Source organism: Labrys sp. HAY1-8F (assembly GCF_056754975.1).
The window spans coordinates 4,713,517-4,739,284 of sequence record NZ_JBPGWZ010000002.1; the positions used below are offsets into that span (position 1 = coordinate 4,713,517).

General features: G+C 64.4%; 25 protein-coding genes. 8 read left to right on the forward strand and 17 right to left on the reverse strand.

What is annotated here, in order from left to right; genetic code table 11:
* Nucleotides 1-186 precede the first annotated feature (186 nt).
* Nucleotides 187-1,236: an ABC transporter substrate-binding protein gene (locus tag ACR9ZN_RS30795; protein WP_434955406.1), complete on the reverse strand. Its 1,050-nt coding sequence runs from the start codon at nt 1,234-1,236 to the stop codon at nt 187-189.
* Between the two features lie 165 nt (nt 1,237-1,401).
* Nucleotides 1,402-2,703 (reverse strand): histidinol dehydrogenase, encoded by a 1,302-nt coding sequence (gene hisD / locus ACR9ZN_RS30800; protein ID WP_481274019.1) that lies wholly within the window; start codon nt 2,701-2,703, stop codon nt 1,402-1,404.
* A gap of 190 nt (nt 2,704-2,893) precedes the next feature.
* Here hisD and ACR9ZN_RS30805 point away from each other — a divergent pair, with 190 nt between their 5' ends.
* The 3 genes from ACR9ZN_RS30805 to ACR9ZN_RS30815 all read left to right on the forward strand — a co-directional run bounded on the left by ACR9ZN_RS30805 (nt 2,894) and on the right by ACR9ZN_RS30815 (nt 6,139).
* Entirely contained in the window at nt 2,894-3,439 is a 546-nt protein-coding gene (locus ACR9ZN_RS30805; RefSeq protein WP_434955408.1) for a cupin domain-containing protein, read from the forward strand.
* 337 nt (nt 3,440-3,776) lie between these two features.
* Nucleotides 3,777-4,844 carry a phosphotransferase gene (locus ACR9ZN_RS30810; RefSeq protein ID WP_454813151.1) on the forward strand — a complete coding sequence of 356 codons (1,068 nt, stop codon included), beginning with the start codon at nt 3,777-3,779 and terminating at the stop codon, nt 4,842-4,844.
* Nucleotides 4,841-6,139: an aspartate aminotransferase family protein gene (locus tag ACR9ZN_RS30815; protein ID WP_481274020.1), complete on the forward strand. Its 1,299-nt coding sequence runs from the start codon at nt 4,841-4,843 to the stop codon at nt 6,137-6,139. The genes ACR9ZN_RS30810 and ACR9ZN_RS30815 overlap by 4 nt, the downstream gene beginning before the upstream one ends.
* Before the next feature lie 300 nt (nt 6,140-6,439).
* Here the strand turns inward: ACR9ZN_RS30815 and ACR9ZN_RS30820 are convergent, their stop codons facing one another.
* The 12 genes from ACR9ZN_RS30820 to ACR9ZN_RS30875 all read right to left on the reverse strand — a co-directional run bounded on the left by ACR9ZN_RS30820 (nt 6,440) and on the right by ACR9ZN_RS30875 (nt 17,080).
* The gene (locus tag ACR9ZN_RS30820) at nt 6,440-6,955 is read right to left on the reverse strand and encodes a GNAT family N-acetyltransferase (RefSeq protein ID WP_454813153.1); all 516 of its coding nucleotides are present in this window, start codon (nt 6,953-6,955) and stop codon (nt 6,440-6,442) included.
* Nucleotides 6,956-7,148: 193 nt separating this feature from the next.
* Nucleotides 7,149-7,649, reverse strand: a complete 501-nt coding sequence (locus ACR9ZN_RS30825) for a F0F1 ATP synthase subunit B family protein (protein WP_149255299.1) — start codon at nt 7,647-7,649, stop codon at nt 7,149-7,151.
* A 32-nt stretch (nt 7,650-7,681) separates the two neighbouring features.
* Entirely contained in the window at nt 7,682-8,227 is a 546-nt protein-coding gene (locus ACR9ZN_RS30830; protein ID WP_441772792.1) for a F0F1 ATP synthase subunit B, read from the reverse strand.
* 270 nt (nt 8,228-8,497) lie between these two features.
* Nucleotides 8,498-8,725, reverse strand: coding sequence for a F0F1 ATP synthase subunit C (locus ACR9ZN_RS30835; protein WP_068291855.1), 228 nt, complete (start codon nt 8,723-8,725; stop codon nt 8,498-8,500).
* 43 nt (nt 8,726-8,768) lie between these two features.
* Nucleotides 8,769-9,503, reverse strand: coding sequence for a F0F1 ATP synthase subunit A (locus tag ACR9ZN_RS30840; protein ID WP_434955413.1), 735 nt, complete (start codon nt 9,501-9,503; stop codon nt 8,769-8,771).
* A gap of 43 nt (nt 9,504-9,546) precedes the next feature.
* The gene (locus ACR9ZN_RS30845; RefSeq protein ID WP_454813155.1) at nt 9,547-9,915 is read right to left on the reverse strand and encodes an AtpZ/AtpI family protein; all 369 of its coding nucleotides are present in this window, start codon (nt 9,913-9,915) and stop codon (nt 9,547-9,549) included.
* Between the two features lie 692 nt (nt 9,916-10,607).
* Nucleotides 10,608-11,204, reverse strand: coding sequence for an ATP-dependent Clp protease proteolytic subunit (locus ACR9ZN_RS30850; RefSeq protein ID WP_434955415.1), 597 nt, complete (start codon nt 11,202-11,204; stop codon nt 10,608-10,610).
* A gap of 10 nt (nt 11,205-11,214) precedes the next feature.
* On the reverse strand, nt 11,215-11,739 hold the full coding sequence (locus tag ACR9ZN_RS30855; protein ID WP_481274021.1) for an SRPBCC family protein: 525 nt from the start codon (nt 11,737-11,739) through the stop codon (nt 11,215-11,217).
* Nucleotides 11,736-12,050 (reverse strand): ArsR/SmtB family transcription factor, encoded by a 315-nt coding sequence (locus ACR9ZN_RS30860; RefSeq protein ID WP_434955417.1) that lies wholly within the window; start codon nt 12,048-12,050, stop codon nt 11,736-11,738. Before ACR9ZN_RS30860 ends, ACR9ZN_RS30855 begins: the two co-directional genes overlap by 4 nt.
* Nucleotides 12,051-12,242: 192 nt before the next feature.
* On the reverse strand, nt 12,243-15,701 hold the full coding sequence (gene smc, locus ACR9ZN_RS30865) for a chromosome segregation protein SMC (RefSeq protein WP_481274022.1): 3,459 nt from the start codon (nt 15,699-15,701) through the stop codon (nt 12,243-12,245).
* Between the two features lie 36 nt (nt 15,702-15,737).
* A complete protein-coding gene (locus ACR9ZN_RS30870; protein WP_454813158.1) occupies nt 15,738-16,400 on the reverse strand; it encodes a DsbA family protein in 663 nt (220 codons plus the stop codon).
* Nucleotides 16,401-16,495: 95 nt separating this feature from the next.
* Nucleotides 16,496-17,080 (reverse strand): DUF721 domain-containing protein, encoded by a 585-nt coding sequence (locus ACR9ZN_RS30875; protein ID WP_434955420.1) that lies wholly within the window; start codon nt 17,078-17,080, stop codon nt 16,496-16,498.
* 24 nt (nt 17,081-17,104) lie between these two features.
* Here ACR9ZN_RS30875 and mutY point away from each other — a divergent pair, with 24 nt between their 5' ends.
* A complete protein-coding gene (gene mutY / locus ACR9ZN_RS30880; RefSeq protein WP_441772795.1) occupies nt 17,105-18,199 on the forward strand; it encodes an A/G-specific adenine glycosylase in 1,095 nt (364 codons plus the stop codon).
* A gap of 42 nt (nt 18,200-18,241) precedes the next feature.
* On the opposite strand, the gene ACR9ZN_RS30885 is transcribed toward mutY, so the two are convergent.
* Nucleotides 18,242-18,919 carry an aspartate/glutamate racemase family protein gene (locus ACR9ZN_RS30885; protein ID WP_481274023.1) on the reverse strand — a complete coding sequence of 226 codons (678 nt, stop codon included), beginning with the start codon at nt 18,917-18,919 and terminating at the stop codon, nt 18,242-18,244.
* A gap of 2 nt (nt 18,920-18,921) precedes the next feature.
* Nucleotides 18,922-20,376: an MFS transporter gene (locus tag ACR9ZN_RS30890; RefSeq protein ID WP_481274024.1), complete on the reverse strand. Its 1,455-nt coding sequence runs from the start codon at nt 20,374-20,376 to the stop codon at nt 18,922-18,924.
* 198 nt (nt 20,377-20,574) lie between these two features.
* On the opposite strand from ACR9ZN_RS30890, the gene ACR9ZN_RS30895 reads away from it, so the two are divergent.
* From ACR9ZN_RS30895 to ACR9ZN_RS30910, 4 genes are all read left to right on the forward strand, one after another.
* A complete protein-coding gene (locus ACR9ZN_RS30895) occupies nt 20,575-21,417 on the forward strand; it encodes a MurR/RpiR family transcriptional regulator (RefSeq protein WP_454813160.1) in 843 nt (280 codons plus the stop codon).
* Between the two features lie 155 nt (nt 21,418-21,572).
* Nucleotides 21,573-22,034 (forward strand): DUF4126 family protein, encoded by a 462-nt coding sequence (locus tag ACR9ZN_RS30900; protein ID WP_434955425.1) that lies wholly within the window; start codon nt 21,573-21,575, stop codon nt 22,032-22,034.
* Nucleotides 22,031-23,413: an FAD-containing oxidoreductase gene (locus ACR9ZN_RS30905; protein ID WP_481274025.1), complete on the forward strand. Its 1,383-nt coding sequence runs from the start codon at nt 22,031-22,033 to the stop codon at nt 23,411-23,413. The genes ACR9ZN_RS30900 and ACR9ZN_RS30905 overlap by 4 nt, the downstream gene beginning before the upstream one ends.
* A 213-nt stretch (nt 23,414-23,626) precedes the next feature.
* On the forward strand, nt 23,627-24,526 hold the full coding sequence (locus tag ACR9ZN_RS30910; RefSeq protein ID WP_454813163.1) for an alpha/beta fold hydrolase: 900 nt from the start codon (nt 23,627-23,629) through the stop codon (nt 24,524-24,526).
* Between the two features lie 149 nt (nt 24,527-24,675).
* On the opposite strand, the gene ACR9ZN_RS30915 is transcribed toward ACR9ZN_RS30910, so the two are convergent.
* Nucleotides 24,676-25,635, reverse strand: coding sequence for a MurR/RpiR family transcriptional regulator (locus tag ACR9ZN_RS30915; protein WP_454813164.1), 960 nt, complete (start codon nt 25,633-25,635; stop codon nt 24,676-24,678).
* Nucleotides 25,636-25,768: the final 133 nt, after the last annotated feature.

A 25,768-nucleotide genomic window follows, 5' to 3' on the forward strand; every position in this document is an offset into this window, starting at 1 on the left:
GCGATGTCCACACGGACATCGAGACGCAACCCAGCCGGCATTAACGCAGCCTTGTCATGCCCGGGCTCAACCCGGGCATCCAGTGCCTCGCCTCAACCTTGAAAGCGGTCCTGGATTGCCGGGTCAAGCCCGGCAACGACAAAGGCTGGTGCCCGAGAGCAGGCGCATGCCGGAGAAAGGACGGGCCTACTGCCCGAGCCAGGCGTTGAAGCGCTTGGTCAGATCCTCGATGTTGTCATTCCAGAATTCGGTGTCGATGGAGACCGAATCCGTCATGTTGGCCGGCGAGGTCGGCAGGTCGACGGCAAGATCGGCGGGCACCTGGGCGGCCGCGGCCTTGCTTGGCAGGCCATAGGCGATATCCTGCGGCAGCTTGGACTGGTTCTCCGGCAGGCTGGCGAAGGCGATGAAGTCCATCGCCGCATCCTTGTTCGGGCTGCCCTTGAGGATGACCCAGCTGTCGACGGCGTAGATCGAGCCCGGCCACACGCCCTTGAAGTGCGTACCTTCGGTCTTGTTGATGCCGGTGATGCGGCCATTATAGGCCGAGGTCATCACCACCTGGCCCGACTTCAGGAGCTGAAGCGGCTGGGCGCCCGATTCCCACCAGACCATGTCGCCCTTGATCTCGCCGAGCTTCTTGAAGGCACGATCGACGCCCTCGGGCGTGCGCAGCACCGTGTAGACGTCCTTGGGGGCGACGCCATCGGCCATCAGCGCGAATTCGAGGGCGTATTTGGGGCCGCGTCGCAAGGCGCGCTTGCCCGGAAACTTCTTGGTGTCCCAGAAATCGGCCCAGGATTTCGGGGCTTCCTTCAACTTGTCGCTGTCATAGGCAAGCTGGGTCGACCAGACGATGGCGCCCACGCCGCAATCGCTGACGGCACTGTCGATGAACTTGTCCTTGCCGCCGAGCTTGTTCCAGTCGAGCGGCTCGTAGATGCCGTCAGCACAGCCGATCGCCAATTCCTCGGCCTCGACCTGCACGGCATCCCAATTGGGCGTGCCTGCCTTGACCTTGGCCTGCAGTACGCCGATGCCGCCGTCCCAGGCCTCGTCGAGCACCGGCTTGCCGGTCTTTTCGGAGAAGGGCTTGAAATAGATCTTGCGCTGGGCGTCCTGGTAGTTCCCGCCCCAGGATACGACGGTGAGGTCGCGCGCCGAAGCGCTGGCGACGCCGGCGAGGACGGTGCCCAAGGCGATGCCGGAGGCAAGAAGGAGGTGTTTGAAGCGCATTGCGGTCTTCCCCACTGGTTCGGTCTCTGGTTTGCGTCGCAGTGTCTTTCCCGGAGGAAGGACCCGCTTCGTCTGTTGCACGCGGCTCACCGCCGCATGGAATTGTCGCATCGGAACCCGCGAGCCCGCCAATGGCAATGGCAGCGCCCGCTTCCGGTGAAAAAATTAGACGCCGATCTCCGCAAGCGGCTGCTTGGGAGCGAGGCGCAGGGCTGCCGCCCGGCGATGGCCTTCCAGCCCCTCGCTGGCGCTCTGCCGAATGGCCGGCGGGGCGACTGCGGCGACGCCGCGATCGTCCAGCCACTGATGGGTGCAGGTCTTGAGGTAGGATCCGACCCACAGGCCTCCTGTGTAGCGCCCCGCGCCCATGGTGGGCAAGGTGTGGTTGGTGCCGCAGCACTTGTCCGAATAGACCACGCTGGCCGAGACGCCGATGAACAGCGAGCCGTAATTGCGCAGCCTGGCTGCGGTGGCGTGGGCATCGCGCGTGTGCACCTCAAGATGTTCGGCGGCGATAAAGTCCGAATAGGCCAGCATGGCCCCTTCGTCTTCGCACAGCACGATCTCGCCATAGTCGCGCCACGCCGGACCGGCGACATTGGCGGTGGGCAGGTTGTCGAGCTGGCGCTCGACCTCGGCCAGGGTCGCTTCGGCCAGGGCCCTGTCTGTGGTGATCAAGCCGACGCGCGTGCGTACGTCGTGCTCGGCCTGCGCAAGCAGGTCGACGGCGATAGTGACCGCGTCTCCCGTCTCGTCGGCCACCACGAAAATCTCGCTGGGGCCGGCGAGCTGGTCGATGCCAACAAGGCCGAAGACCTGGCGCTTGGCCTCGTTGACGAAGGCATTGCCGGGGCCGAAGATCTTGTCGACGGCCGGGATGCTCTCGGTACCATAGGCCATGGCGGCAATGGCTTGGGCGCCGCCGACCCGGAAGATGCGGTCGGCGCCGGAGAGGTGGCAGCCGGCAATCATGGCCTGGTGAGCGCCCGGCGGCAGGCAGGCGATCACCTCGTCGCAGCCGGCGACCTTGGCGGGCACGATGGTCATCACCGGCGCCGACAGCAGCGGATAGCGCCCGCCGGGCACATAGGCGCCGACACGGGCGATCGGGATGATGCGATGGCCAAGATGCAGGCCCGGCAGGGCCTCGATCTCCAAGGGCAGCAGCGTGGCGCGCTGGGCCTCGGCAAAAGCGCGCACCCGCTCGATGGCGAATTCGGTATCGGCCCGGGTCTGCGGGTCGAGGGCATCCACGGCCGCCTGGCGCTCGGCGGCGGTCACCTCGAAGCGCTCCACATCGACCTTGTCGAACTCGCGCGAATAGTCGCGCAGCGCCGCATCGCCGCGTTTGCGCACCTCGTCGACGACCTGCTTCACGGTGGCTTCCACGGGCGCATTGTCGGTGAGGGCGCTGCGTCCCGGTGCCTTGATGCGTGTGATGCGAGCTTGGATGGTGGCGTCGAGCATTGGTGGCCTTTTTCTCTAATTCTTTGTTTTGGCGCATTTTCTGAATCAGGAAGTCGATCAACTTCTTGGAAAATGCCTTGGGAAGCGAGATGCCCAAAGACTTGCCGCCGCAAGCGCCCGGCGCAATTGCCCCAGACAGGCTCGTTCAATATATTCACCACTTGCGTGATGCCATGCCCAAGGAGGGACGATGAAGATCGGAGACAAGCTGCGCGAATTGCGCCACCGGCGCAAGCTCAGCGTCAGGGAGGTCGCCCTGCGCTCGGGTGTCTCGCACTCCTCGGTCTCGCTGATCGAACGGGACCTGATCAGCCCCTCGCTCGACACGCTGAGAGCGGTTCTCGACGCGCTCGGCACCACGCTGCCGGGCTTCTTCATCGATCTCAAATCCGCGCTGCCGCAGAGCCCCTTCTACCGGGCCGCCGACCTGACCGAGATCGGGCAGCCGGAGGCGATCTCCCATCGCGTCATCGGCCTCGATTATCCCAACAAGTCCATGCTGCTGCTGCACGAGACCTACGCGCCCGGCGCTGATTCAGGCGAGGCCTATGCCCATTCGGCGCAGGAAGGCGGCATGGTGCTGAGCGGCGCCATCGAGATTACCGTCGACGGCAAGGTCGAGGTGCTCCGTGCCGGCGATGGCTATTATTTCGACAGCCGGCTGCCGCACCGTTTTCGCAACATCTCGGACGGGCGCAGCGAGATCGTCAGCGCGATCACCCCGCCGACCTATTAGGCTATCAAGGACACAATCTAACGAGGCCGAGTAGAGCGCGACAATCCCTCCCCGACTTCGGGGAGGGTGGCCCGGCAAAGCCGGGTCGGGTGGGGGAGAGTGGCGCAGTCGATCATATTTGACAGATGGGCGCCACTCTCCCCCTTCCGCCGCTGCTTCGCATCGGCACCTTCCCCGAAGTCGGGGAAGGATGATCGCGCGCCATTCTGAGAACCGAGGCCTGATGGCCAAAACAGCCATACAGGCAGGCACCCTGGTCGATTTACCGACCATTGCGCGGCCTCTCCCGCCATGCGGGGGTTGCGTCGAGGCCTGAGGGATGGGAGAGGGGGATGCCATGGTGCCTCCACAGACATCGACCGTTCTTTCCACGCCGGCCCCGCCTGTTTCCAAGGCACGTGCGGAGGCCATCATCCGTGATCATTACGGCCTCGACGTCGAAGCCTTCCCGCTGATCGGCGAGCGCGACAACAATTTTCGGCTCCTGGCGGGCGACGGACGCGAGTTTCTCCTGAAGATCGTCAACCCGGCCGAAGATGTGGCGGTGACCGATTTCCAGACGGAGGCCCTGCTGCATATCGCCCGAAGGGATGTCGACCTGCCGGTGCCTCGGGTCGTGCGCACGCAGGCCGGCGAAGCCTATTTCTGGCTTGAGGAGCCCGGGCAGCCGCCGCGCCTGGTGCGCGTGCTGACCTATCTGCCCGGCACGCCTCTGGCCAAGCTCGAACGGGGCCCCGCGCTTCGCCGCAATCTCGGCGCCGGCCTTGCCCAGCTCGACCGCGCCCTGGACGGTTTCGAGCATGCCGGCAGCCCGGCCGACCTGTTGTGGGACCTCACCCACGCCCCCAGCCTGCGGCCGCTGGTCGTACATGTCGAGGACGAGGAGGCTCGCACCCTCGTCACCGCCGTGCTGGACCGGCTCGAGGCCCACACATTGCCCCTGACGGCCGGGCTTCGAACCCAGGTGATTCATAACGACTTCAACCCCTCCAACATCCTGGTTGGACCGGGAGATGACGGTGCGCTGGACCAACTCGCCGGCATCATCGATTTCGGCGACATGGTACGAGCCCCGCTGGTCAACGAGGTGGGCGTATCGGCCTCCTATCATGTCGGGGAAGGGGTGGACTTCCTGGAGCCGGTCAAGCAGTTCGTCGCCGGTTACAACCGCATCCAGCCCCTGCAGGACGATGAGATCGGCTGCCTGTTCGATCTCATCTGCGGCCGCATGACGCTGACGGCCATTATCACGGCCTGGCGCTGCACGCTGGAGCCCGGCAATCGCGACTACATCCTGCGCAATGCCGGCCGGGCCTGGGCGGGATTGGCTGCCGCGCGCTCGCTCTCGTCAAACCAGGCGGCGGACGAATTCCACCTTTACCTGAGCAAGGATCGCCTCTCATGACCATGGTCAATGCCTTCGATCCCAGCAACACGGCCGGCTTTGCCGCCGATGAGGCAGCCCTGATCGAGCGCCGCCGGCGCGTGCTCGGCCCTGCCTATCGTCTGTTCTATGCCCATCCGGTGCATGTGGTCAGGGGCGAGGGCGTCTGGCTTTACGGGCCCGACGACACGGCCTATCTCGACGCCTACAACAATGTCGCCAGCGTCGGTCATTGCCACCCGCATGTGGTGGCGGCGCTGGCGCGCCAGGCCGGGGTGCTCAATACCCATACGCGCTACGTCACCGACGGCATTCTCGACTATGCCGAGCGGCTGGTCGCGACCATGCCGGCCGAGATCTCCAACATCATGTTCACCTGCACCGGCAGCGAGGCCAACGACCTGGCCTTGCGCGTCGCCAAGGCTGTGACCGGCGGTACGGGCGTCATCGTCACGCAGAACGCCTATCATGGCGTGACGGATGTGCTCGCCCAGATGTCGCCCTCGCTCGGCGCGGGGGCGCCGATCGCCGAGACGGTGCGGGTGGTGCCTGCTCCCACGTCTGCCGACACGACCGGCGAAGCCTTTGCGCAAGGCGTGAAGGCGGCGATTGCCGATATGGCTGTTCATGGCATCCGACCTTCGGCGCTGCTGGTCGACACCATCTTCTCCAGCGACGGCGTCTTCGCCGACCCGCCCGGCTTCCTGCGTCCGGCGGTGGAGGCCATCCACGCTGCCGGCGGCCTGTTCATCGCCGACGAAGTCCAGCCCGGCTTCGGCCGTACCGGCGCCGGCATGTGGGGCTTTGCCCGGCATGACATCGTTCCCGATCTCGTTACCATGGGCAAGCCGATGGGCGATGGCCATCCGATGGCGGCCATGGCGGCGAGGCCCGAGCATCTCGAAGCCTTCGGGCGCGAGGTGCGCTATTTCAACACCTTCGGCGGCAATCCCGTCTCCTGCGCGGTGGGCATGGCCGTGCTCGACGTTATCGAGAACGAAGGCCTGATCGCCAATGCCCGTGATGTCGGCGCGGCGCTCAAGCGCGGCATCGAGGATCTCGGCAGGCATGATGGCCGTATCGGCGAAGTGCGCGGGGCAGGGCTGTTCATCGGCGCCGACATCGTCGATGCCAAGGGTGCCCCCGACGCCGCAGCGGCCGCCGCCATCGTCAACGGCCTGCGCGAGCGCCAGGTGCTGATCTCAGCCACCGGCCTGCGGGGACACAGCCTGAAGATCCGCCCGCCCATGGTGTTCTCGCATGAGAATGCGGCCTTGCTGATCGAACGATTGAAGGCGACGCTGGCGGACCTGTAGGGCTCCACCAAGGTATAGCTCCTTCTCTCCTCGGGGGAGAAGGGGCGGCTGGCAGAGGGCGATGAGTTTCACTTAGGAAGGGCAGAGCGCTTCAATTTGTCATAGCCGGGCTTGACCCGGCTATCCAGCGCCACAGACAGGCGGGCAAGAGACTGGATTGCCGGGTCAAGTGTAAAGACCGGGGACATAGCTCGCGCAAACTCCGATGGTGTTTTAGCGAACGATATTGAGCCGGACGAGGGGATGTATCACCCCTCAAGGTATCTCGACGCGGAAGCGGCGGTCAAAACCCACGCGATTTCAGGACCGGTTCGCCGTCGCCCGAAAATCCTCGGCCGTCATGACATAGACGAGGCTCGGCGCTTGCCCCGGCACATCGTCGAGAAAGCCATCGCGGCGCATCGCCAGTCTCTCGAGCGTTCGGATCGAGGGGAGATTGGCCGGCCGGACGAGCGCGAAGACCGCCTCGCTGCCCAGGTCCTCAAAGGCGTGTTCCAGGCCTGCACGGCCGAGTTCCGTGGCCAGGCCCTGACCCCAGGCTTCGGGGGCGAATCGAAAGCCGAGATTGAGGCGTTCCTCGCTGCCATAGGTTCGGTAACCGACGCCGCCGAAGCCGATCAGGTGTTCGGGATTGTCTGCGGCCGCCACCGCCCATGTCCCGAAGCCGTGCCGACGCCAATGCTCGATCCAGCGTGTAAGTGCCCGCTCGCTGGCTGCGATATTCGGGGTCGGACCCGCCGGATTGTAAAGATTGGTCGCCGGATCGCCGTGGATCTCGAAATGCCGTTCGAGATCGGACACGGCAGGTTGACGCAAGACCAGACGTCCAAATCGCTTCATGATTTTCGGCATCCGCGGCTGGGGCTCGGCAATCCGCGGGATCCCGCGCTGGCCCTGCAGCGGGCCTATCATCGGATCACGGCCTTTCCAAGCGACAGCGGCGCGAGCAGGACAATAAAAAACCGCCCGAGAGCTCGGGCGGTTTTCAACAGCGTCCGGTTCGGGCCGCTTAGTTGAGCTTGGCGCGCACCTCGTTGAGGGCAGCCGACATCAGATTGCCGGTGCTGGCGGGCGGCTGGTCGGCAAGGATCGTGGTGGCAGCCTTGACGGCGGCATCGGCAGCGGCGGCCTTGACCTCGGCGACGGCCGACGTTTCGGCCTGGGCGATCTTCTGATCGGCAAGCTTGGTGCGGCGCGCCACGAAGTCTTCGATCTTGGCGATCTGCTCGGCCTTGAAGCGCTCGGCCTCGGCCTTGGCGGCCTCGATCATCGCAGCAGCTTCGGCTTCCGCTTCCTTCTGCTTCTTCTGATAGTCGGCCAGCAGCTTCTGGGCTTCCTCGCGCAAGGCGCGAGCCTGCTCGAGCTCGGCGCGCACGGCATTGCCGCGGGCGTCGAGGCCCTTGCCGATCTGGCCGAAGGCCCCGAGCTTCCAGGCGATGGCCAGGAAGATCAGCGTGGCGATGAGGATGTAGAACTCGGGCCCGGCAGGGTTGAAGAGTTCATGGATCATCTCGGCGAAATATTCGATCACGCCCGCCTCCCTTAGTTAGCCAAGGCCGTGTTGACGGCAGACTGGACCGTCTGCGGCTCAGGGGCCTTGCCGAGCAATTGCTCGATGATGGCGGTGGTGGCGTCGACGGCGATGCCGTTGACGTTGCCGAGGGCAGCCTGCTTGGTCGCCTGGATCTTGGCTTCCGCCGCTGCCAGCTTGGCCGAGAGATCGGCCTCGAGCGACTTGCGAGTGGTGTCCGTTTCGGCAGTCACGGCAGCTCGGGTTTCGGCCGCGATGTTTTGGGCTTTGGCGCGAGCCTTGATGAGGGAGGTCTGGTATGAGGCCACGGCCTCATCGCTGTCCGCCTTCGCCTTCTGCGCAGCCGCAAGGTCCGCCGCGATCTTAGCTGACCGCTCGGAGAGGATGCCGGCGATGCGCGGGAGCGCGATCTTCGACATCAGGATGTAGAGAAGCCCGAAAGCGATGACCAGCCACACAAGCTGTGAGGCAAAGGACGAGCTGTCAAAGGGCGGAAATGCGCCCTTGGCCCCATGTGCATCGCCGGGAACCTCGGTTCCTGCGTGACTTTCAGCCATGAAACACCTTCAACGGATGTGAACTCACGTTTTTGCAGGCCAAGCTACAAACAGATTGAGCCACAAACAGATGGAATTGCTGCCAGTTCTAGAGCAAAGCGCGTTTGGACGGAAACGCTTGTTTGCCCTAGCGCTTTGGTTCGACACGTCTTTGCGATTCTTGGCGGGACCGCCAGATCGCAAAACGCTTTAGCCACTGAAACGACAGACGGCCCCGCGATTTCTAGAAAAAACCGCGAAAGCCGTCCCGTTCGGCGTGGCTGGCGCGGATCAGACTGCGAAGAGGAGCAGCAGAGCGACGAGCAGCGAGAAGATGCCGAGAGCTTCGGTCAGAGCGAAGCCAAGGAGCAGAGTGCCGCGCTGGCCGTCGGCAGCCGACGGGTTGCGCAGGGCGCCCGAGAGGAACTGGCCGAACAGGTTGCCGAGACCGATACCAGCGCCGGCCATGCCGATGCAAGCGAGACCAGCGCCGATATACTTAGCTGCGACGGGATCCATGGAGAACTCCTGTTGGTGTAGGTTTTGTTGGATTTAGACGGGATCAATGGCCGGGATGAAGGGCGTCATTGAGGTAGATGCAGGTCAGCGTAGCGAAGACATAGGCTTGCAGCACGGCAACCAGCACTTCGAGCGCCACCAGGGCGATCACGAGAAGCAGGGGCAGGGGCGAAAGGATCGCCGTCAGCGCGCCGGCGCTGGCGAGCATGACGATGAAGCCTGCGAAGATCTTCAGCGCGATGTGCCCGGCCAGCATGTTGGCGAAGAGACGGACGGAGAGGCTGATCGGACGCGAGACGAAGGAGATGATCTCGATCGCCACCAGCAGCGGCAGCAGCACGGCCGGAACGCCGGAGGGTACGAACAGCTTCAGGAAGTGGGCGCCGTTCTTGTAGAAACCATAGAGGATCACCGTGGCGATCACCAGGGCCGCCAGCGCGAAGGTGACGATGATGTGGCTGGTGACGGTGAAGAAGCCGGGAATCAGGCCAAGCACGTTGCAGAACAGCACGAACATGAACAGAGAGAACACCAGCGGCATGAAACGCATGCCCTCGTTTCCGGCCGAGGAGCGCACGGTGCCGGCCACGAATTCATAGAAGGTCTCGGCGAGGGACTGCCAGCGGCCCGGCACGGTGGCGCGGGCAGAGGTCGTGGCAATCATCACCAGCGCGATGAGGATCACCGCCAGGAACATGAAGAGAGCCGAGTTGGTGAACGCGATGCTGCCGATATGGAAGAGCGGCTTGATCTCGAACTGCGTAATCGGACTATGCATCGCCTGGCAGGCCCTGTCTTCAATTGTGGCGCAAGGCGCCGGATCATTCCTGTTTGCCGGGCGTTTTGCCCAACATATTCGAGGCGCGCAACAAGTTCCGGATACCTGCCCCGAAGCCAAGCATCAAAAAGATGATGAGCCCCCACGGCGAAGTACCGACAAACCGATCCACGACCCATCCCAGCAAGCCACCGGCGATGATGCCGCCGACGAACTCGGACGAGAGGCGCATGGCCTTGCCGATCGCAGAAGGATCGCCCTCCTGCTTGCGCGCCTTGGCCGTTTCGGCTTCTTCCCCGGCTTTGATGGAGCCGAGGCGCTCGTCGAGACGGCGCAAGCGTTCGTTCAATTCACTTTCGCGGGATTCGTCTTTGCCGGATTTCCCGGCCTGGTCCGCTTCGTCGCTCGCCATTGCGGCAACATGCTCCCTGGCCGGCCAAAACTGAGCCGGACGCCCCCCTTGAAAACGGCGGGACCATACCCAGGCCCCCTTGCGGTGTCAAGGCGAGGCAGAATTATGCCAAGTGTTTGAGAATAAATAAAAAATGGGGAGAATGGCTGTTGGCTGCCGGCTTTTCTGCCAAAGCGTTTTGCGATTTGCCGGAATCGGCAAGAATTGCAAAGACGCGTTGAACCAAAGAATGAGAGCAAAGATGCGCTTACACTCAAACGCGCTTTGCTCCAGGACAAGGCATGGTTGCGGCGTCACATTTGCTCGTGCAGGCCTGCACAAGCCTGCCTTGAAGCCGTCCCGGAGCCGCCACAGATGGGTTGCGGTGGCAAAACGGGGGCGAGAATCAGGAGCTGACAAGCGCAATGCGGCTCATTCAAACGTCATTGGGGGCTTGTGCGAGCTTTGTCGCTAGCGGTTCTCATTTTGACCTATGGCCGGGTCGTCTTGGGAACGCGGACGTCCTCATCCGCATGGTAGATACGTGCCGCTGTCATCCCCGGCTGAGCCGCTCTTGAGCGAAGCGAGAGAGGGCGAAGGGAAGGGGATCAAGGGGTTGAAGGGCTCGATCTCCAGCCCCTGGATCTCCTTCCCTCGCTTTGCTCGCCGGGGATGACAGTCCGGAAGCAGTTCACTTATTTCTTCGACGTTTCCTAAGCCGCTTCCTGGCGCTCCGATGCGACGTGGTCGACAAGGCCCCAGGCCTGGGCTTCGTCGGCGGACATGAAATTGTCGCGATCCATGGCGGCCTCGACTTCTCTGACGGTCCGGCCGCAATGCTGGGCGTACAGACCGTTGAGACGGGCTCTCGACTTGATGATGTTGTTGGCGTGGATGAGCATGTCGCTGGCCTGGCCCTGATAGCCGCCCGACGGCTGGTGCACCATGATCGAGGCATTGGGCAGGGCGAAGCGGCGCCCGGCCGTGCCGGCCATCAGGATGAAGGAGCCGAGCGAGAAGGCCGATCCCATGCACAGCGTCGAGACCGGGCTCTTGATGAACTGCATGGTGTCGTAGATGGCAAAGCCGCTGGTCACCGATCCGCCCGGGGAGTTGATGTAGAGCGAGATCTCCTTCTTCGAATTCTCCGCCTCCAGGAACAGGAGCTGTGCGCAGACCAGGGCGGAGACGCCGTCATCGACAGGGCCGTTGATGAAGATGATGCGCTCGCGCAGCAGGCGCGAGAAGATGTCGAAGGCACGTTCGCCGCGGGTGGACTGCTCCACCACCATGGGGACGAGGGAATTCATGACGAGCTCCTCAGGCGGCGAGAGCCAGTTGCGATCCGATTAGATCGCAACTTTTCTCTAACTCTTTGTTTCGACGTATTTTCTTAATCGAAAAGTCTGCCAACTTTTCTGGAAAATCCTTTGGCAGCATGGTCGGCTGGTTGAGATTGGCGGCGACGGGCCGCAGGACGAAGTTGCTCTGGGTGATGCGCAGCAGCGTGGAGCCTTCGCCATGGGGGGCGAGCTCGAAGGTGACGACGCTGTCGAGGACGCGGTCCTGCATCTTTTCGCTCCAGGCATAGCGCAGTATTTGCGGGGCCTCGGCGGCAAGGAGGCGGCAATCGACCAGTTCGGGCTCTTTCGACTCCCGTCGCGGTGAACGGGGAGCACCCGTCCCGTCCTCGGCCGGCGTCAGCCAGGCGGCGACGTAATCGGGAATGGTGAGGGCACGCCAGACCTTGGCGGGCGGTGCTTCCAGCAGGCTTTCGAAGTGAAGATCGTCCGGCGCTGTCTTGTCCTCCGCGCCTTTGATCGTCGCGTCGCTCAGGATCGTCATTGGTCCATCTCCTTCAGCACGGCCTTGAGCCGGTCGATGCGTCCAGGCCAGAAGCTCGCGTAGCGGTCGACCCAGTCGGCCAGCGGGGCGAGCGCCTGGGGGGCGGCACGGTAATGCACCATGCGACCCTCGCGCCGCTCGGCCACCAGGCCCGCCTCGCGCAGCACGGCCAGATGCTGCGAGATCGCCGGCTGGGAAATCTCGAAGCCGGCCTTGATCTGTGAAACGCTCATCTCGCCGCCCGCCAGCCGTTCGAACACGGCGCGGCGGGTGGGGTCGGCGAGGGCCCGGAAGAGGTTCGTCTGCATCATGAAAAACACATAAGCACTTGCTTATGGATTCGGCAAGAGCAATTCGGAGCCTGGAGGGTCGATCTCCAGATCGACCCTCTTCGCCTTTTTCAGGTACAGCTGTTCTAAGATGGTCGATCAGGAGATCGACCCACCCGGTCCCGCCTCGACCGAGGCGCCCTTGGCGCTCGGCAGTCCTGCTATCCCGAACGCCTACACCGCTTCCAGGAACTTCTCGGCTTCGCTCAGATTGACCGAGACGAGTTGGCTGACGCCGCGTTCGGCCATGGTGACGCCGAACAGGCGATTCTGGCGCGACATGGTGATCGGGTTGTGGGTGATGGTGACGAAACGCGTCTCGGTTTCGCGAATCATCGCGTCGAGAAGATCGCAGAAGCGCTCCACATTGGCGTCATCAAGCGGCGCATCGACTTCGTCGAGCACGCAGATCGGTGCCGGATTGGTGAGAAACACCGCAAAGATCAGCGCCATCGCCGTGAGGGCCTGCTCGCCGCCCGAGAGCAGGGACAGGGTCTGCGGCTTCTTGCCGGGCGGACGGGCCAGCATTTCCAGGCCAGCTTCGAGGGGATCGTCCGACTCGGTGAGCTGCAACTCGGCCGTGCCGCCGCCGAACAGGGTCTGGAACAGGCGCTGGAAGTGGCCGTTGACCACGTCGAAGGCGGCGAGCAGCCTCTCGCGCCCTTCGCGATTGAGGCCGGAAATCGCCTGGCGCAGGCGCTTGATGGCCTCGACCAGATCGTCCCGTTCGCTGACGAGGCCATCGAGCTGGGTCTGCACGTCCTTCTGCTCGTCCTCGGCCCTGAGGTTGACGGCGCCAAGGCGCTCGCGCTCGCGCTTGGCGTCCTCCAGCGTGCGCTCGACCACGCGCCGATCGGGGATCGGGGCGTCCGGCGCAAGATTGGCGAGCTTCAGGAGGCCCGTCGGCGCGACGTTCAGGGCTTCCGCGATCTCGGCCACGATCTGGGCGCGACGCGCACGCAGGGCGTCGAGCTTTTCTTCCGCGCGCACCTGCTCCTCGCGCGCCTGGCTCAAGGCGACCAGCGCCTCGCGGCCCTGGCGATCGGTCTGGGCCAGACGGGTCTCGGCTTCGGCCAGGCGGTCGGCGGCAATCTTGCGCACTTCTTCCGCCGTCTCGGTTTCCGCGATCAGGCCCCGCCGTCGTGCCGCGAAGACGACCGGGGCATCGTCGAACTCGGCCCGTTCGATTTCCAGTTCGGTCAGGCGGCTGGTCAGCGTCTCGATCTGGGCCGCGCCATTCTCCTGGCGGTCTGTCCAGGACTGGCTTTCCTGCTCGATGGCGGCCAGACGCCGCGAGCGCAACTCGTCCTCGCGTGCCAGCGTCTGGGCCTGGGCGCGCGTCTCGGCCACCTCGGCGCGGCCTTCCGCGACACCATGGCGCAATTCCTGCAGCTGGGCGTTGAGGGCGCTGCCATCGGGCAGTGCCGCCAAAGTCTGTCTTGTCCGCTCGCAGGCCTCGCGCGCCTCGGCAAGATCGCTGCCGAGGCGGTTGCCGGCTTCGTCCAGGGCGGAGAGGCGGCTGGCGAGTTGGGCTGCTTGGCGCTCGGCCGCGACGGCACGCTCGCGCAGCTGGTCGGCCTCGCGGCTGAGGCTGCGCCAGGCGTCGCGCGTGGTGCGCTCGCGCTCAGCGGCCTGGCGCGAGGCGGTCTGCGCCATCTCGGCCTCGCGGCGACGGGGAGCGACGGCATCCCGCGCCTCGAGCGCGCGCTCTTCCAGTTCGGCCAGACGGTTGCGTTCGGCCAGGCGCCGGGCGGCGGGAGAGGGGGCCTCGGCGGCGGCCACGAAGCCGTCCCAGCGCCAAAGATCGCCTTCGCGGCTCACCAGCCGCTGCCCGGGGGCGAGCAGGGCCTTGAGGCGGTGGCCGTCGGCCTTGTCCACGATGCCGATCTGGGCCAGGCGGCGCGCCAGGTTTTCGGGAGCCTGGACGAAGCTCGCCAGAGCCTCGGCTCCGGCGGGCAGAGCCGGGTCGCCGTCAGCGACCGCGGCGCCCGACCAGTGCGCCGGCGCGTCGAGATCGACAGGCGCGTCGATATCCTCGCCGAGGGCGGCGCCGAGCGCCACCTCATAGCCCTTGGCGACCTGGAGGGCATCGGCAATCGGGGGATATTTGGCGCCGGCCGGCGTCAGCACCAGCTTGGCCAGGGTTCGCGCCTCGGTTTCCAGGCGGTTGGCCGTACGCTCGGCGTCCTGGAGAGGCGTTCGCGTGGCGGCTTCGGCCTCGCGCGCCTCGGCATGAACAGCCTCGGCTTCCAGGGCGGCCTGTTCGGCCTGGCTACGGCGCTCCTGCAGCGCGGCAAGTTCAAGCTGCAACGCTTCGGCGACGGCCGTGGCATTGGATCCGGCGCGCAGGGTTTCGCTCTCGCGCCGGATCTCGGCGAGCTGGCGTTCGAGGCGGAGGACCCGTTCCGCGGCCTCGTGCTCGCTGCGTTCGGCCTGGGTGCGCGATGCCTGCAGTTCGGCCAGGGCGCTCTGGGCCTCGCCCATCGCCTTCTCCTGCTCGGCCAGGGCGGCCTCGGCGTCCCGCAGCAGGCCAGCGGCCTCGGCGGCACGTTCCCCACTGCCGTCCTGCTCGGCCTTCAAGACGGATGCCTCGGCCCTCAGGCGCTGCAGCATGGTGCCGGCATCCGATATCAGCGATTTTTCGCGGGTGATGTCGGCGCCGGCCTGCTTGATACGGTGGTCGAGCTCGATGCGCCGCTCGCCGGCGCGCCGCTCTTCCTGCTCCAGTTGTTCGCGCGCCAGCACCAGGCGATGCAAAGCGGTGCCGGCGGCATGCTCGGCGTCGCGCAAGGGCGGCATCTCATGGGCGGCGATGGCGGCAAGACGGGCTGTCTCGGCCTGTGCCCGCGTGCGCTCGGCTACGGTGCGGGTATCGAGATCCAGTCGCTTCTCGGCCTCGATCACCAGCCGCCCCGCTTCCTCGAAGGCAATGTGGAAGATGAGGGCCTCGGCCTGCCGGATCTCGTTGGAAAGGCCGCGATAGCGGAAGGCCTGGCGGGACTGGCGCTTCAGGCTGTCGAGCTGGGTCTCGATCTGGGTCAGCACGTCCTCGAGCCGCTCCAGATTGCTTTCGGCCGCCTTCAGCCGCAATTCCGCTTCGTGGCGGCGCGTATGCAGGCCGGAGATGCCGGCGGCTTCTTCGAGGATACGGCGGCGCGACTGCGGCTTGGCGGCAATGAGCTCGGCGATCTGGCCCTGGCGCACCATGGCGGGCGAGCGTGCACCGGTGGAAGCGTCGGCGAAGATGAGCTGTACGTCGCGGGCGCGCACCTCCCGGCCGTTGATGCGGTAATTGGAGCCGCGATCACGCTCGATCCGGCGGGAGATTTCCAGAATGTCGGCGTCGTTGAAGGCAGCCGGGGCGGTGCGGTCCTTGTTCTCGACCGTCAGCATCACCTCGGCCATGTTGCGCGGCGGCCGGTTGCCGGAGCCGCCGAAGATGACGTCGTCCATCTCGGCGGCACGCAGATTCTTGTGGCTGCTCTCGCCCATCACCCAGCGCAGGGCTTCGACAAGGTTCGACTTGCCGCACCCGTTCGGCCCGACCACGCCGGTCAGACCGGGTTCGATCAGGAAATCCGTCGGTTCGACGAACGACTTGAAGCCGAGAAGCCTGAGCTTGGTTAGTTTCATCCATCACCCCGCAGTCCGGCGGGGCCGGGACTGCTTTCAGGATTTGAGGAACGGATCGACGATCTTGGAGAACTCGTCGACCGTGATCTCGCCGCCTTTCCTGATACCGTTGATGAAGAAGGTCGGCGTGCCATCGATACCGAAAGCCGAAGAACCACGCTCCTTCACGGCATTTACGCCAGCATAGAGCGTCTGGTCTTTCAAGCAGGCCTGGAACTGTTCCTGTGTAAAACCGGACTGCTTGGCAATGCCGAACAGGGCGGGAAGCACCTGCTTGGCGTCATTGACGAACGCCCAGCTCTCCTGCTGCGAGAACAGGACGTCGAGCATGGTGTAATATTTCTCCGGCGGCGCATCCTTGGCCACGCAGCGCGCCAGCATGAAGGCAGCGGTGGCGCGCGGGTCGAGCGGGAACTCGCGCATCGTCCACAGCACCTTGCCGGTGTCGATATATTTTTCCTTGATCCCCGGGAACACGTCCTTGGCGAAGCGGGCGCAATGGGGGCAGGTCATCGAGGCATATTCATAGACCTTCACCGGTGCATCCGGCTTGCCGAGCGCGATATCGGGGATGGGGCCTGGAACAGCCAACTCGAGGAGGCTGACCTTGTCGTCGGCCGCGAGGGCGGGCAGGGCCGCAAGCGCCGGACTCGCCGCAAGGGCTGCGATCAGGGTACGGCGGGAAAGCATCGGGCTCATCGGCGACTCATGTCCTTCAATCATTGCGCGTTCGCGCACTCTATCTGTGCGGTACTTGAGCCTTGCAATTATGGCAACAGGCAGACCGGCCACCTTCACGTAGCTGTGACCGGTTTGGCACGGCGAGGCGTGCCGCGAACCTGCCGCCCCAGCCGTTCCAGGGCCTCGCGCAAGCCGGGATTCTCGATGCCGCTGAGATCGTCAGCCAATTGACGGGAGGCTTCGGGAGGCAAATCGGGAATTTTTGGCCTCTCCCGCGGCGCCGGATGGTCCACCGGCCCCTGCTTGAGGCGCAGCTTGCCGATACAGCGCCAGCCGAAAACGGCGTTGATGCGTTCGATTATCTGGCTGGCCGACATCTCGACCTCGAGCGCGAAGGCGCTCTCGACCCGCAGGATCAGGGTCGCGGCGGCAGGAGCGGTATCGGACGCTTCGCCTTTGGGGCGGGGCGGCCATTGGATCTTCACGGGCAGCGAATGGGCCGAGAGCCGGGCGCCGACAATATCCGGCCAATGGCCGATGATGTCGGCCGTGGCGAAGCCACGCGCCTTGAGGGCGTCGGCCAGGGCCGGTCCGACGAGATCCGCGAAGGGGCGGGCCGACCTTCGCTTGAAAGGGGCCTGCTGTGGAGACGCTCTGGGTTGAGGCGCTTTGGGTTGAGACTTGGGCTTGTTGATCATGGTCGATCTGTGGAATGAGGAGCCATGCTTAATGGTGTCGCTCCCGAGGTCAAGTCCGCAGAAGGCTCGCATGCCCAAGCCCTGCACGCAGAAGCCCTGCTCGTCTGGTATGACAGGCATCGAAGGCGGCTGCCCTGGCGTGCGCTTCCCGGCGAGAAGGCCGATCCTTATCGCGTCTGGCTTTCCGAGATCATGCTGCAGCAGACCACGGTGAAGACCGTCGGCCCTTATTTCCAGGCTTTTCTGGCACGCTGGCCCACGGTCGACGCCATGGCTGGAAGCGACGAGGAGGATATCCTCAAGGCCTGGGCCGGGCTCGGCTATTATTCGCGCGCCCGCAATCTCCATGCCTGCGCCCGTTTCGTTAGCGGGAAGCTGGGCGGGCACTTTCCCGACACGGTCGAGGGCCTCAGGCAATTGCCGGGAATCGGGGCCTATACGGCGGCGGCCGTTGCCGCTATCGCCTTCGACCGACGTGCGGCCGTGGTCGACGGCAATGTCGAGCGGGTGGTCACCCGGCTCGAAGCGCTGGAGACGCCGCTGCCGCAGGCCAAGCCTCGGATTGCTGAAATCGTCGACGGCATGACGCCGGCCGACAGGCCCGGCGATTTTGCGCAGGCCATGATGGATCTGGGGGCGACGATCTGCACCCCGAAACGCCCGGCTTGCGGCCTCTGCCCCTATTTGCCCTTCTGCCGGGCACGCCGGGAAGGGACGCAGGAAAGCTTCCCGCGCAAGGCCCCCAAGCCCAAGCGCCCCCTGCGCAAGGGAGCGGCCTTCTGGATCGTCAGGCCGGATGGCTGGGTGCTGGTGCGCAAGCGCCCCGACAAGGGACTGCTCGGCGGCATGACGGAAATTCCCTCCAGCGTGTGGAGCGAAGACTTCGATTCGGCCACGGCGGTCAACCACGCGCCGCTCAAGGCAAAATGGCGCAGGCTGACGGGCGAAGTGAGCCATGGTTTCACCCATTTCGAGCTTGCCGTCAGCGTCTATGCCGCCGATGCCCTGCTGAGTACCAAGGCGCCGGCCGATTGCCGCTGGGTTCGTCTTGATGACCTCGATGGCGAAGCCCTGCCGACGGTGATGCGCAAGATCGTGGCGCTGGCGCGGGGGAACTAGCGGCTGTAGCCCGAGAAGATCGGCACGCCGTCTTGTTGCCGGTCAGTTCCGAGGCCTGCCGCCATTCTCGATCGCGGCGATCATCAGATCCACCGCCGATCCGATGGGCGCGATGATGGGGATGTCGAACTGGGTGCGCAGATATTCCGCCGCTTCGCCCAGCGGCCCACCGCCGATGATGACCGCTTTGGCTCCGTCTTCGATGCACAGCCTCACCGCGGTTGCCAACTCGCTGCGCAGGCGTTCTGCATTATCGGCCAGCTTGACCGGGTCACCCGGCGTGCAGCGTATGCCGGTATAGAGGTGCTGAAGCCCCAGGCTTGCCGCACGCGCGGCGATTGCTTCGGCGAGATCCGGCGTGACGGTGGCGACGCCGAATTTCCGCCCGCCCTGCGAGGCGTCGATCATGGATGCCTCGCAAATGCCCATGACCGGCACTTGCAGGCTTTCCTGCAGATGGACGACACCCGGATCGCCATAGGCACTGACGATGATGCCGATGCAGCCCGTGTCCTGCGCGCGGCCGATCTCGATGACCTGGCTTGCCGAAGCGGCAAGCTGAGTTTCGTTGACGATCATCGAGGGGCTGCGGGTTGCCGTGGCGGCTTCCAGTCGAAGCCGCCCATCGGCCTTGCGACGGGCAATGGCCAGCATCATCCCCGTGGTCGCTTCCGAACTGTTGGGATTGATCAATAGGACATGGGGGGACGATGCTTGCATTGTCAGGCCTGTTCTCTGGCGGTTTTGGTAAAATCGACGGTCGGGGTTTCGGGTTCGGCCGGCTGGGTCAGGTCTTCCATGGAGCGGCCATAGGTTTCGGGCCCGAGCTGAATGCAGAAGGCGAAGACCGCATACATCGAGGCGGCGAGACCGAAAACGCCGAGCATGCCCAGATGGTCGAACAGGTAGCCAGCCACGGTCGGCACGATCGAGCCTGCGGCCGAGCCGCTTGCCAGGATCAACGCCACGCCGAAGCCGCGAATGCGGGTCGGATAGAGTTCGGGCGCATAGATCCAGATCGAGGTGTTGAGCAGCAGCACGAAGAACTGGAAGAGTGCGCCGAAGAACAGCACCAGATAGAGACTGGTCCCCAGATAGACGATGGCCAGCGCCGCCACGCAGGCGCAGACCGAACCGATGCTCAGGACCCTCTTGCGCGGGAAATAATAGCCGAACATCGAGGCGGTGATCGCCCCCAGCACGCTGCCGCTCTGAATGATCATGCTGAAGAGCAGGCTGCCGGAGAGCGTGTGGCCCATCGACATGAAGATCATCGGCATGAGGGTGAGCACGGAAAGCTGCGCCCCGTAGCTCATCAGGATCGCGATCGCCACCGGAATGGTGCGTCCGAGATAGGGCGCCCGGAACAGCTCTCTCCAGCTGCTTTTCGCAGGCTGGTCGCTGCCGTCTTCGGGTTTCGACAGATATTCCTTGATCCGCAATTCCTTCGGCCGCAGCGAACCGGAGGCAAGAATGGAAAGCACCTTGTTGGCTTCGTCGATCTTGCCCTGAGAGGCGAGAAAGCGCGGTGTTTCCGGAACGTAGCGGCGGAAGAACACGACGAGGAAGGCCGGGATCGCCAGCATCCCGAAGAGCCAGCGCCAGGCATCTTCGCCTGCGAACAGGGTGAAGATCACAAGTCCGAATGCCGGAGTGAGGAAATTCCCGAAGCCGCCGGCGCCGACATTGACCAGGCCTGCCGCCGTGCCGCGGAATTTCGGCGAGCAGAACTCGGCGAGCATGGTGACGGCCGTGGAGATTTCACCGCCGACGCCAAAGCCGACGATGGCGCGCGCCATGCAAAGCACCGCGAAACTCGGTGCAAGCGCACAGAGCGCGGACCCAAGCGTGAACAGCAGCAGATTGATGGTCAGCATGACGCGGCGGCCATAACGATCACCGAGGATGCCGGAGAGGAGGCGGCCCGCGGCCGCACTTGCAAAGGTGATGGTGTTCAGGAAACCGATGTCGGCGCCGGTGAGGCTCCATTGCGTCTTCAGCATCGGCGCGACCAGCCCGATGGTGTTCTGCTCGAAGGCGTCGAACAGACATCCGATCAGAATGAGCGCGAGAATTTGCTTGTGCGCCGTGGTGACGCCGATCGTCCCCAGTGCCTGTTCCATCTGCTTTTGAACCGGCGACGATGCGCCGGATGGGATCATCTGTTCCCCTGCCATGGCGATTAAATCCTCTGGATGATGTTTTTGAAATTATTTTTCACAATTAAACTCAAAGAAAATATTTTTGCAATTGGTATTTTTGGTCTCTTGCTCAAAGCACAATTTGTGAGGATTTGAGGTGATATGATTGTACAAACGGTCAAAATCTCCTAGTGCTCGGAGTGTCCTGAAAAATAGATTTCAGCAGCCTCGGCCATGCAGTCTTCCGAAAGATCATTCCTGACCCGCGTGCGGGACGTCCTCGACGAGCTTCCGCCGGCCGAACGCCGGCTCGGGGAATTCGTGTGTGATTTTCCCGGCGAACTGGCGAGCTATTCGGCATCGGAGCTGGCGGCCTTGGCTCATGTCTCCAATGCCACCGTGACGCGGTTCGTGCGTCGCCTGGGCTACGAGACCTATGAGGAATCGCGCCGCCACGTGCGCCAGGAGAGGCAGACCGGGTCACGGCTGTTTCTTTCCAATGCGGCTGACGCTGCCGCCGGCCAGTCGCTTTCCAGCCATGTCGGCCAGGCCATCGCCAATCTGGAACAGACCTTTCTGTCGATCCGCGAAGCCCAGATCGATGCGGTGGTGGAGGCCATGCTGGGCGCACGCAGGACCTGGGTCGTGGGCTTTCGCTCCAGCCAGCCCTTTGCCGCCTATCTGCAATGGCAGATGCTGCAGGTCATCGACAACATCGTCGCCATTCCCGGCCCGGGCCAGACGCTCGGCGAATATCTGGCGAGCATCGCCACGGACGACATGGTGGTGGTTTTCGCCTTGCGCCGCCGCATCGCCAGGCTGGACGACATCCTGGCGGCCATCGAAAAGCGGGGCGCCAAGCTGCTCTATATCACCGACGAGGGCGCGCCTCTGCGTTCCTCTGCGCAGTGGCATTTCTACTGCCAGACCTTGGCGCCCGGCCCTTTGTTCAACCACACGTCGGTGATGGCGCTGTGCCATCTGCTCACCACCCGCGCCATCGAGAAGGCCGGCGCTGCCGGGCGCAGGCGCCTGCGCGACATAGAAACCTACGGTGACGCGCTCGAGGAGCTGTAGCGGCTGTGACAAAGGTAGCGCCAGCTCGAAGATGCTTGAGCAAACGGCGTCGGCTGCCAGTGCAGTGTGGTGCCGCGACGTCGGCGCTCCAAAACCCTATTGCCTTTATACCATCCTACCACCAGCATGAGGGCTCATCGGCATAAGGGGGCTGCATGTCGTTGTTTGGCGCTTTTCTGATCGGCGTGGTCGCGGGACTGCGCACCTTCACCGCTCCTGCAGCCGTGAGTTGGGCCGCCTATCTGGGGTGGCTGCCGTTGGATGGCACGTCGCTGGCCTTTCTTGGCCATCCCGTCACGCCCTATGTCTTCACCGTGCTGGCCCTGTTGGAATTCGTCGGCGACCAGCTGCCCTCGACGCCCAGCCGCAAGGTGCCGATGCAGTTCGGCGCCCGCCTCATCAGCGGTGCCTTCAGCGGAGCGGCGATCGGCCTCGCCTCCGGATCCTGGCTGACCGGCCTCGTCGCCGGCCTAGCCGGTGCTGTCGTCGGCACGCTGGGCGGCCATGAGTTCCGCCGCCGCCTGGCGCTCGCCTTCGGGCGGGACCTGCCGGCCGCCTTGATCGAGGACGTGGTTGCGGTCCTCGGGGCGCTCCTGGTCGTCAGGGCATTGCTATGAGCACACAGTTCGACGCCATCATCATCGGCGCGGGCCAGGCCGGGCCGTCCCTGGCTGGCCGGTTCAGTGCGGCGGGGCAGCGGGTTGCCATCATCGAGCGCAAGCATGTCGGCGGCACCTGCGTCAACACCGGCTGCATGCCGACCAAGACCCTGGTGGCTAGCGCCTATGCCGCCCATCTCGCGCGCCGTGCCGACGATTATGGCGTGGTGCTGGATGGTCATGTCGGCGTCGACATGAAGAAGGTCTGGACTCGCAAGCAGGCGGTTACCATGAATGCGCGCATCGGGCTGGAGGGCTGGCTCGGCGGCATGCCGGGCTGCAGCCTGATCCGGGGCCATGCCCGCTTCACCGGCTCCCATGAGATCGAGGTCGATGGCGAGCGGCTGAGCGCGCCGAAGATCTTCCTCAATGTCGGTGGGCGCGCTTTGGTGCCCGACATGCCGGGGCTTGATGGCATCGACTATCTCACCAACACCTCGATCGTGGAGCTCGATACGCTGCCGGAGCATCTCATCGTGATCGGCGGCAGCTATATCGCGCTGGAATTTGCGCAGATGTATCGCCGTTTCGCCTCGCAGGTCACGGTGATCGAGCGCGGGCCAAGGCTGACCTCGCGGGAAGACCCCGATATTTCCGACGCCATCCGCGACATCCTGACCAAGGAAGGCATCGATATTCGCCTGGAGGCGACGAATTTGTCCTTTGCCCGTGAGGGTGGCGGCGTTGCCGTCACCGTGGCGGGGGAGGGGCAAAGTCCCGCGCGGATATCAGGCTCGCATGTGCTGGTTGCCGTCGGCCGGGTGCCCAATACCGACGATCTCGGCTTGGACAAGGCGGGCGTACACACCGATGCGCACGGTTATGTCACCGTCGACGATGAGCTTCGCACCAATGTCGAGGGGATCTGGGCTCTCGGCGATTGCAACGGCAAAGGCGCCTTCACCCATACCTCCTACAACGACTACGAGATCGCCGCCGCCAATCTGTTCGATGCCGATCCGCGCCGGGTGAGCGATCGGATCACCGCCTATGCCCTCTATATCGATCCGCCGCTCGGACGCATCGGCATGACGGAGGAGGAGGTGCGCCGCTCCGGGCGCAAGGCCCTGATCGGCAAGCGGCCGATGACACGGGTCGGCCGGGCGGTCGAGAAGGGCGAGACGCAGGGCTTCATGAAGGTGATCGTCGATGCCGAAAGCCATGCCATCCTCGGCGCGGCCATCCTTGGTGTCGGCGGCGACGAGGTCGTCCATGGCCTGCTCGATGCAATGTATGCCAAGGCGCCCTATGCCACCATCCAGCGCGCCGTGCACATCCATCCGACCGTCTCGGAACTGGTGCCGACCATGATCGGCGAGATGCAGCCGCTCGTGTAGCGGCAGGACGCCGCTGGAGACGTCAGGATATCTTCGCGCAGACAGTCGTTCAATATTACACGGGTAATATTGACGCGGATGTTTTATCCGGGTAATAAATGGATGTGGGAGTTCGTCGTGCCGATTGCGCGCTCGACCCCTCCCTCTCCAAACCTAGCGCGGCCTTCGATGGTCATTGGTTGCAGCTAGGAAGATCCGGACGGAATACGGCCTATGAACAGTGTGAAAGCCAACGCCATCGACCTGGCCTATGACAGCTTCGGCGACGAGGCCGGCGAAGCGATGCTTTTGATCGCCGGCCTCGGGACGCAGATGATCCACTGGACGGTTCCGTTTTGCGAGGAGCTGGCGACACGGGGCTATCGTGTGATCCGTTTCGACAACCGGGACGCCGGCTACTCGACGCATTTCAGTCAATGCGTCCCGCCGGATTTTGGCGCGCTGGCGGCTATGCTCGCGGCGGGGCGGCGGCCGGACGTTCCCTATACTCTTTACGACATGGCGGCGGACGCAACGGGCCTGCTCGATGCCCTCTCCATCGACCGGGCGCATGTCGTCGGCCGGTCGATGGGCGGGATGATTGCGCAGATCATGGCGAGTGAGCAGCCCGGGCGAGTGCTGTCGCTCACCTCGATCATGTCGAGCAACGGCAATCCGAGCCTTCCGCAGGCAGCCCCGGACGTCATGGCGATGATGATGCGCCCGGCACCCGATCCCGTCACGGATCAAGCGGGATTTCTGTCGCACAGCCTCGCCTTCAGACGCCGCATCGCCGGCACGGGCTATCCGTTTGATGAAAAAGCCCATCGCGCTCTCGTTCTGGAAGAGGTCCGGCGCGTCTATGATCCCGGCGGTACCGGGCGACAGATCGCCGCGATGGCCGTGACCGGCGATCGTCGTTCGCGCTTGGCAACGATCACCGTGCCTAGCCTCGTAGTGCATGGGGTTGATGATCCGCTCATCCTCCCCGCTTGTGGCAGGGACACTGCCACGTCGATCCCGAACGCGGATTTCATGCTGGTCGACGGCATGGGGCATGATCTGCCGCCCGCATTGTATCAGATGGTTGTCGATGCGATTGGCAGGACGGCTCGCCGGGCATCCAATGGCTAAAACACCTCTGATGGGTCGCGCCGCGGCAAGGGGCGCGCGCGCCTGTGAACCGCCTTCGGCTCCCGAATCTTTTCCTGATCGCTTCTGCTCACAAGCAAGCTCCGTGGTGATACGCCGGGGGGTGACGGAGTGCATTCCGCAAACAACCGCTAATCCCCCAGAGGCTCCATCTCCTTGCCGGCGCGGCGGATCTGCACATTGTATTTGATGCGGCGCAGCGTCTCGCGGGCCGAACCGCCGAGCTTATAGCCGGTGGCGGTGGCCATCAGGTCGATCAGGGTCAGGAAGGCAAAGCGCAGGGCCGTGGGCTTGAGGGTGTCGGGGAATTCGGGCACGGCCACGGTCAGCCTTACGTCGCAGGCGCGGGCGAGATCGGTGTCGGGTGCGGTGACGCAGATGGCAGCGGCCCGGTACTGGCGGGCGATCTCGACCGCTTCGATGACCTCGCGTGTGCGTCCGGTTGCAGAGATCGCGATCGCCACGTCCCTCGGCTTCAGGGTCGAGGCCGTCATGCGCATGCCATAGGGGTCGCAATGGGCTGATACCGCGACGCCATAGCGGAACAGACGATATTGGGTCTCCTGGGCCAAGGCGGAGGCGCTGCCGCCGAGGCCGAAGACGGCGATCTGGCGAGCGCCGGCGATGAGATCTGCCGCCTTCTGCAGTTCGGCCGGATCGAGCTGGCGCTCGGTCTCCTGGATGGCGCGATGGGCCTCGCCGAACACGGCACTCCAGTAGGGCAGCTCAGGGGCCTGGTGGCCGGCATCGGTGCCCGGCTTGCCGAGATAAAGCGCGCCGACCACCAGGCTCTGGGCTAGGCGCAGCTTGAAATCCCTGACGCCCTCGCAACCGATGGCGCGGCAGAATCGGGTAACGGTGGGCTCGCTGACCCCGGCGCGCCTGGCCAATTCACCATTGGAGGCGGCAATGGCGGCCTCGACATCGTCAAGCACCACGTCGGCCACGCGCCGCTCCGCCGGACGCAGGTCGCGATAGCCGTCCTTCACCAGGGAAATGATATCGGGGATATGGGTCACGCGCTCGGCAACGCCGCCGCCCGGCTCGCTTGCCTTGCTGCGCGGGGAGGTCCGCATCCTGCCCTGGCTCATGAGGCGTTTCTCCCTAAGCTTCAAAGCCCGCCGGCGACGGCAGGCAAGCGGCCCATGTAGGAAAGTAACACAACCTTCATGTTGCAATAACACAAGATAATTCCGATAGATAGAAGGCATATCGGCTCACTGG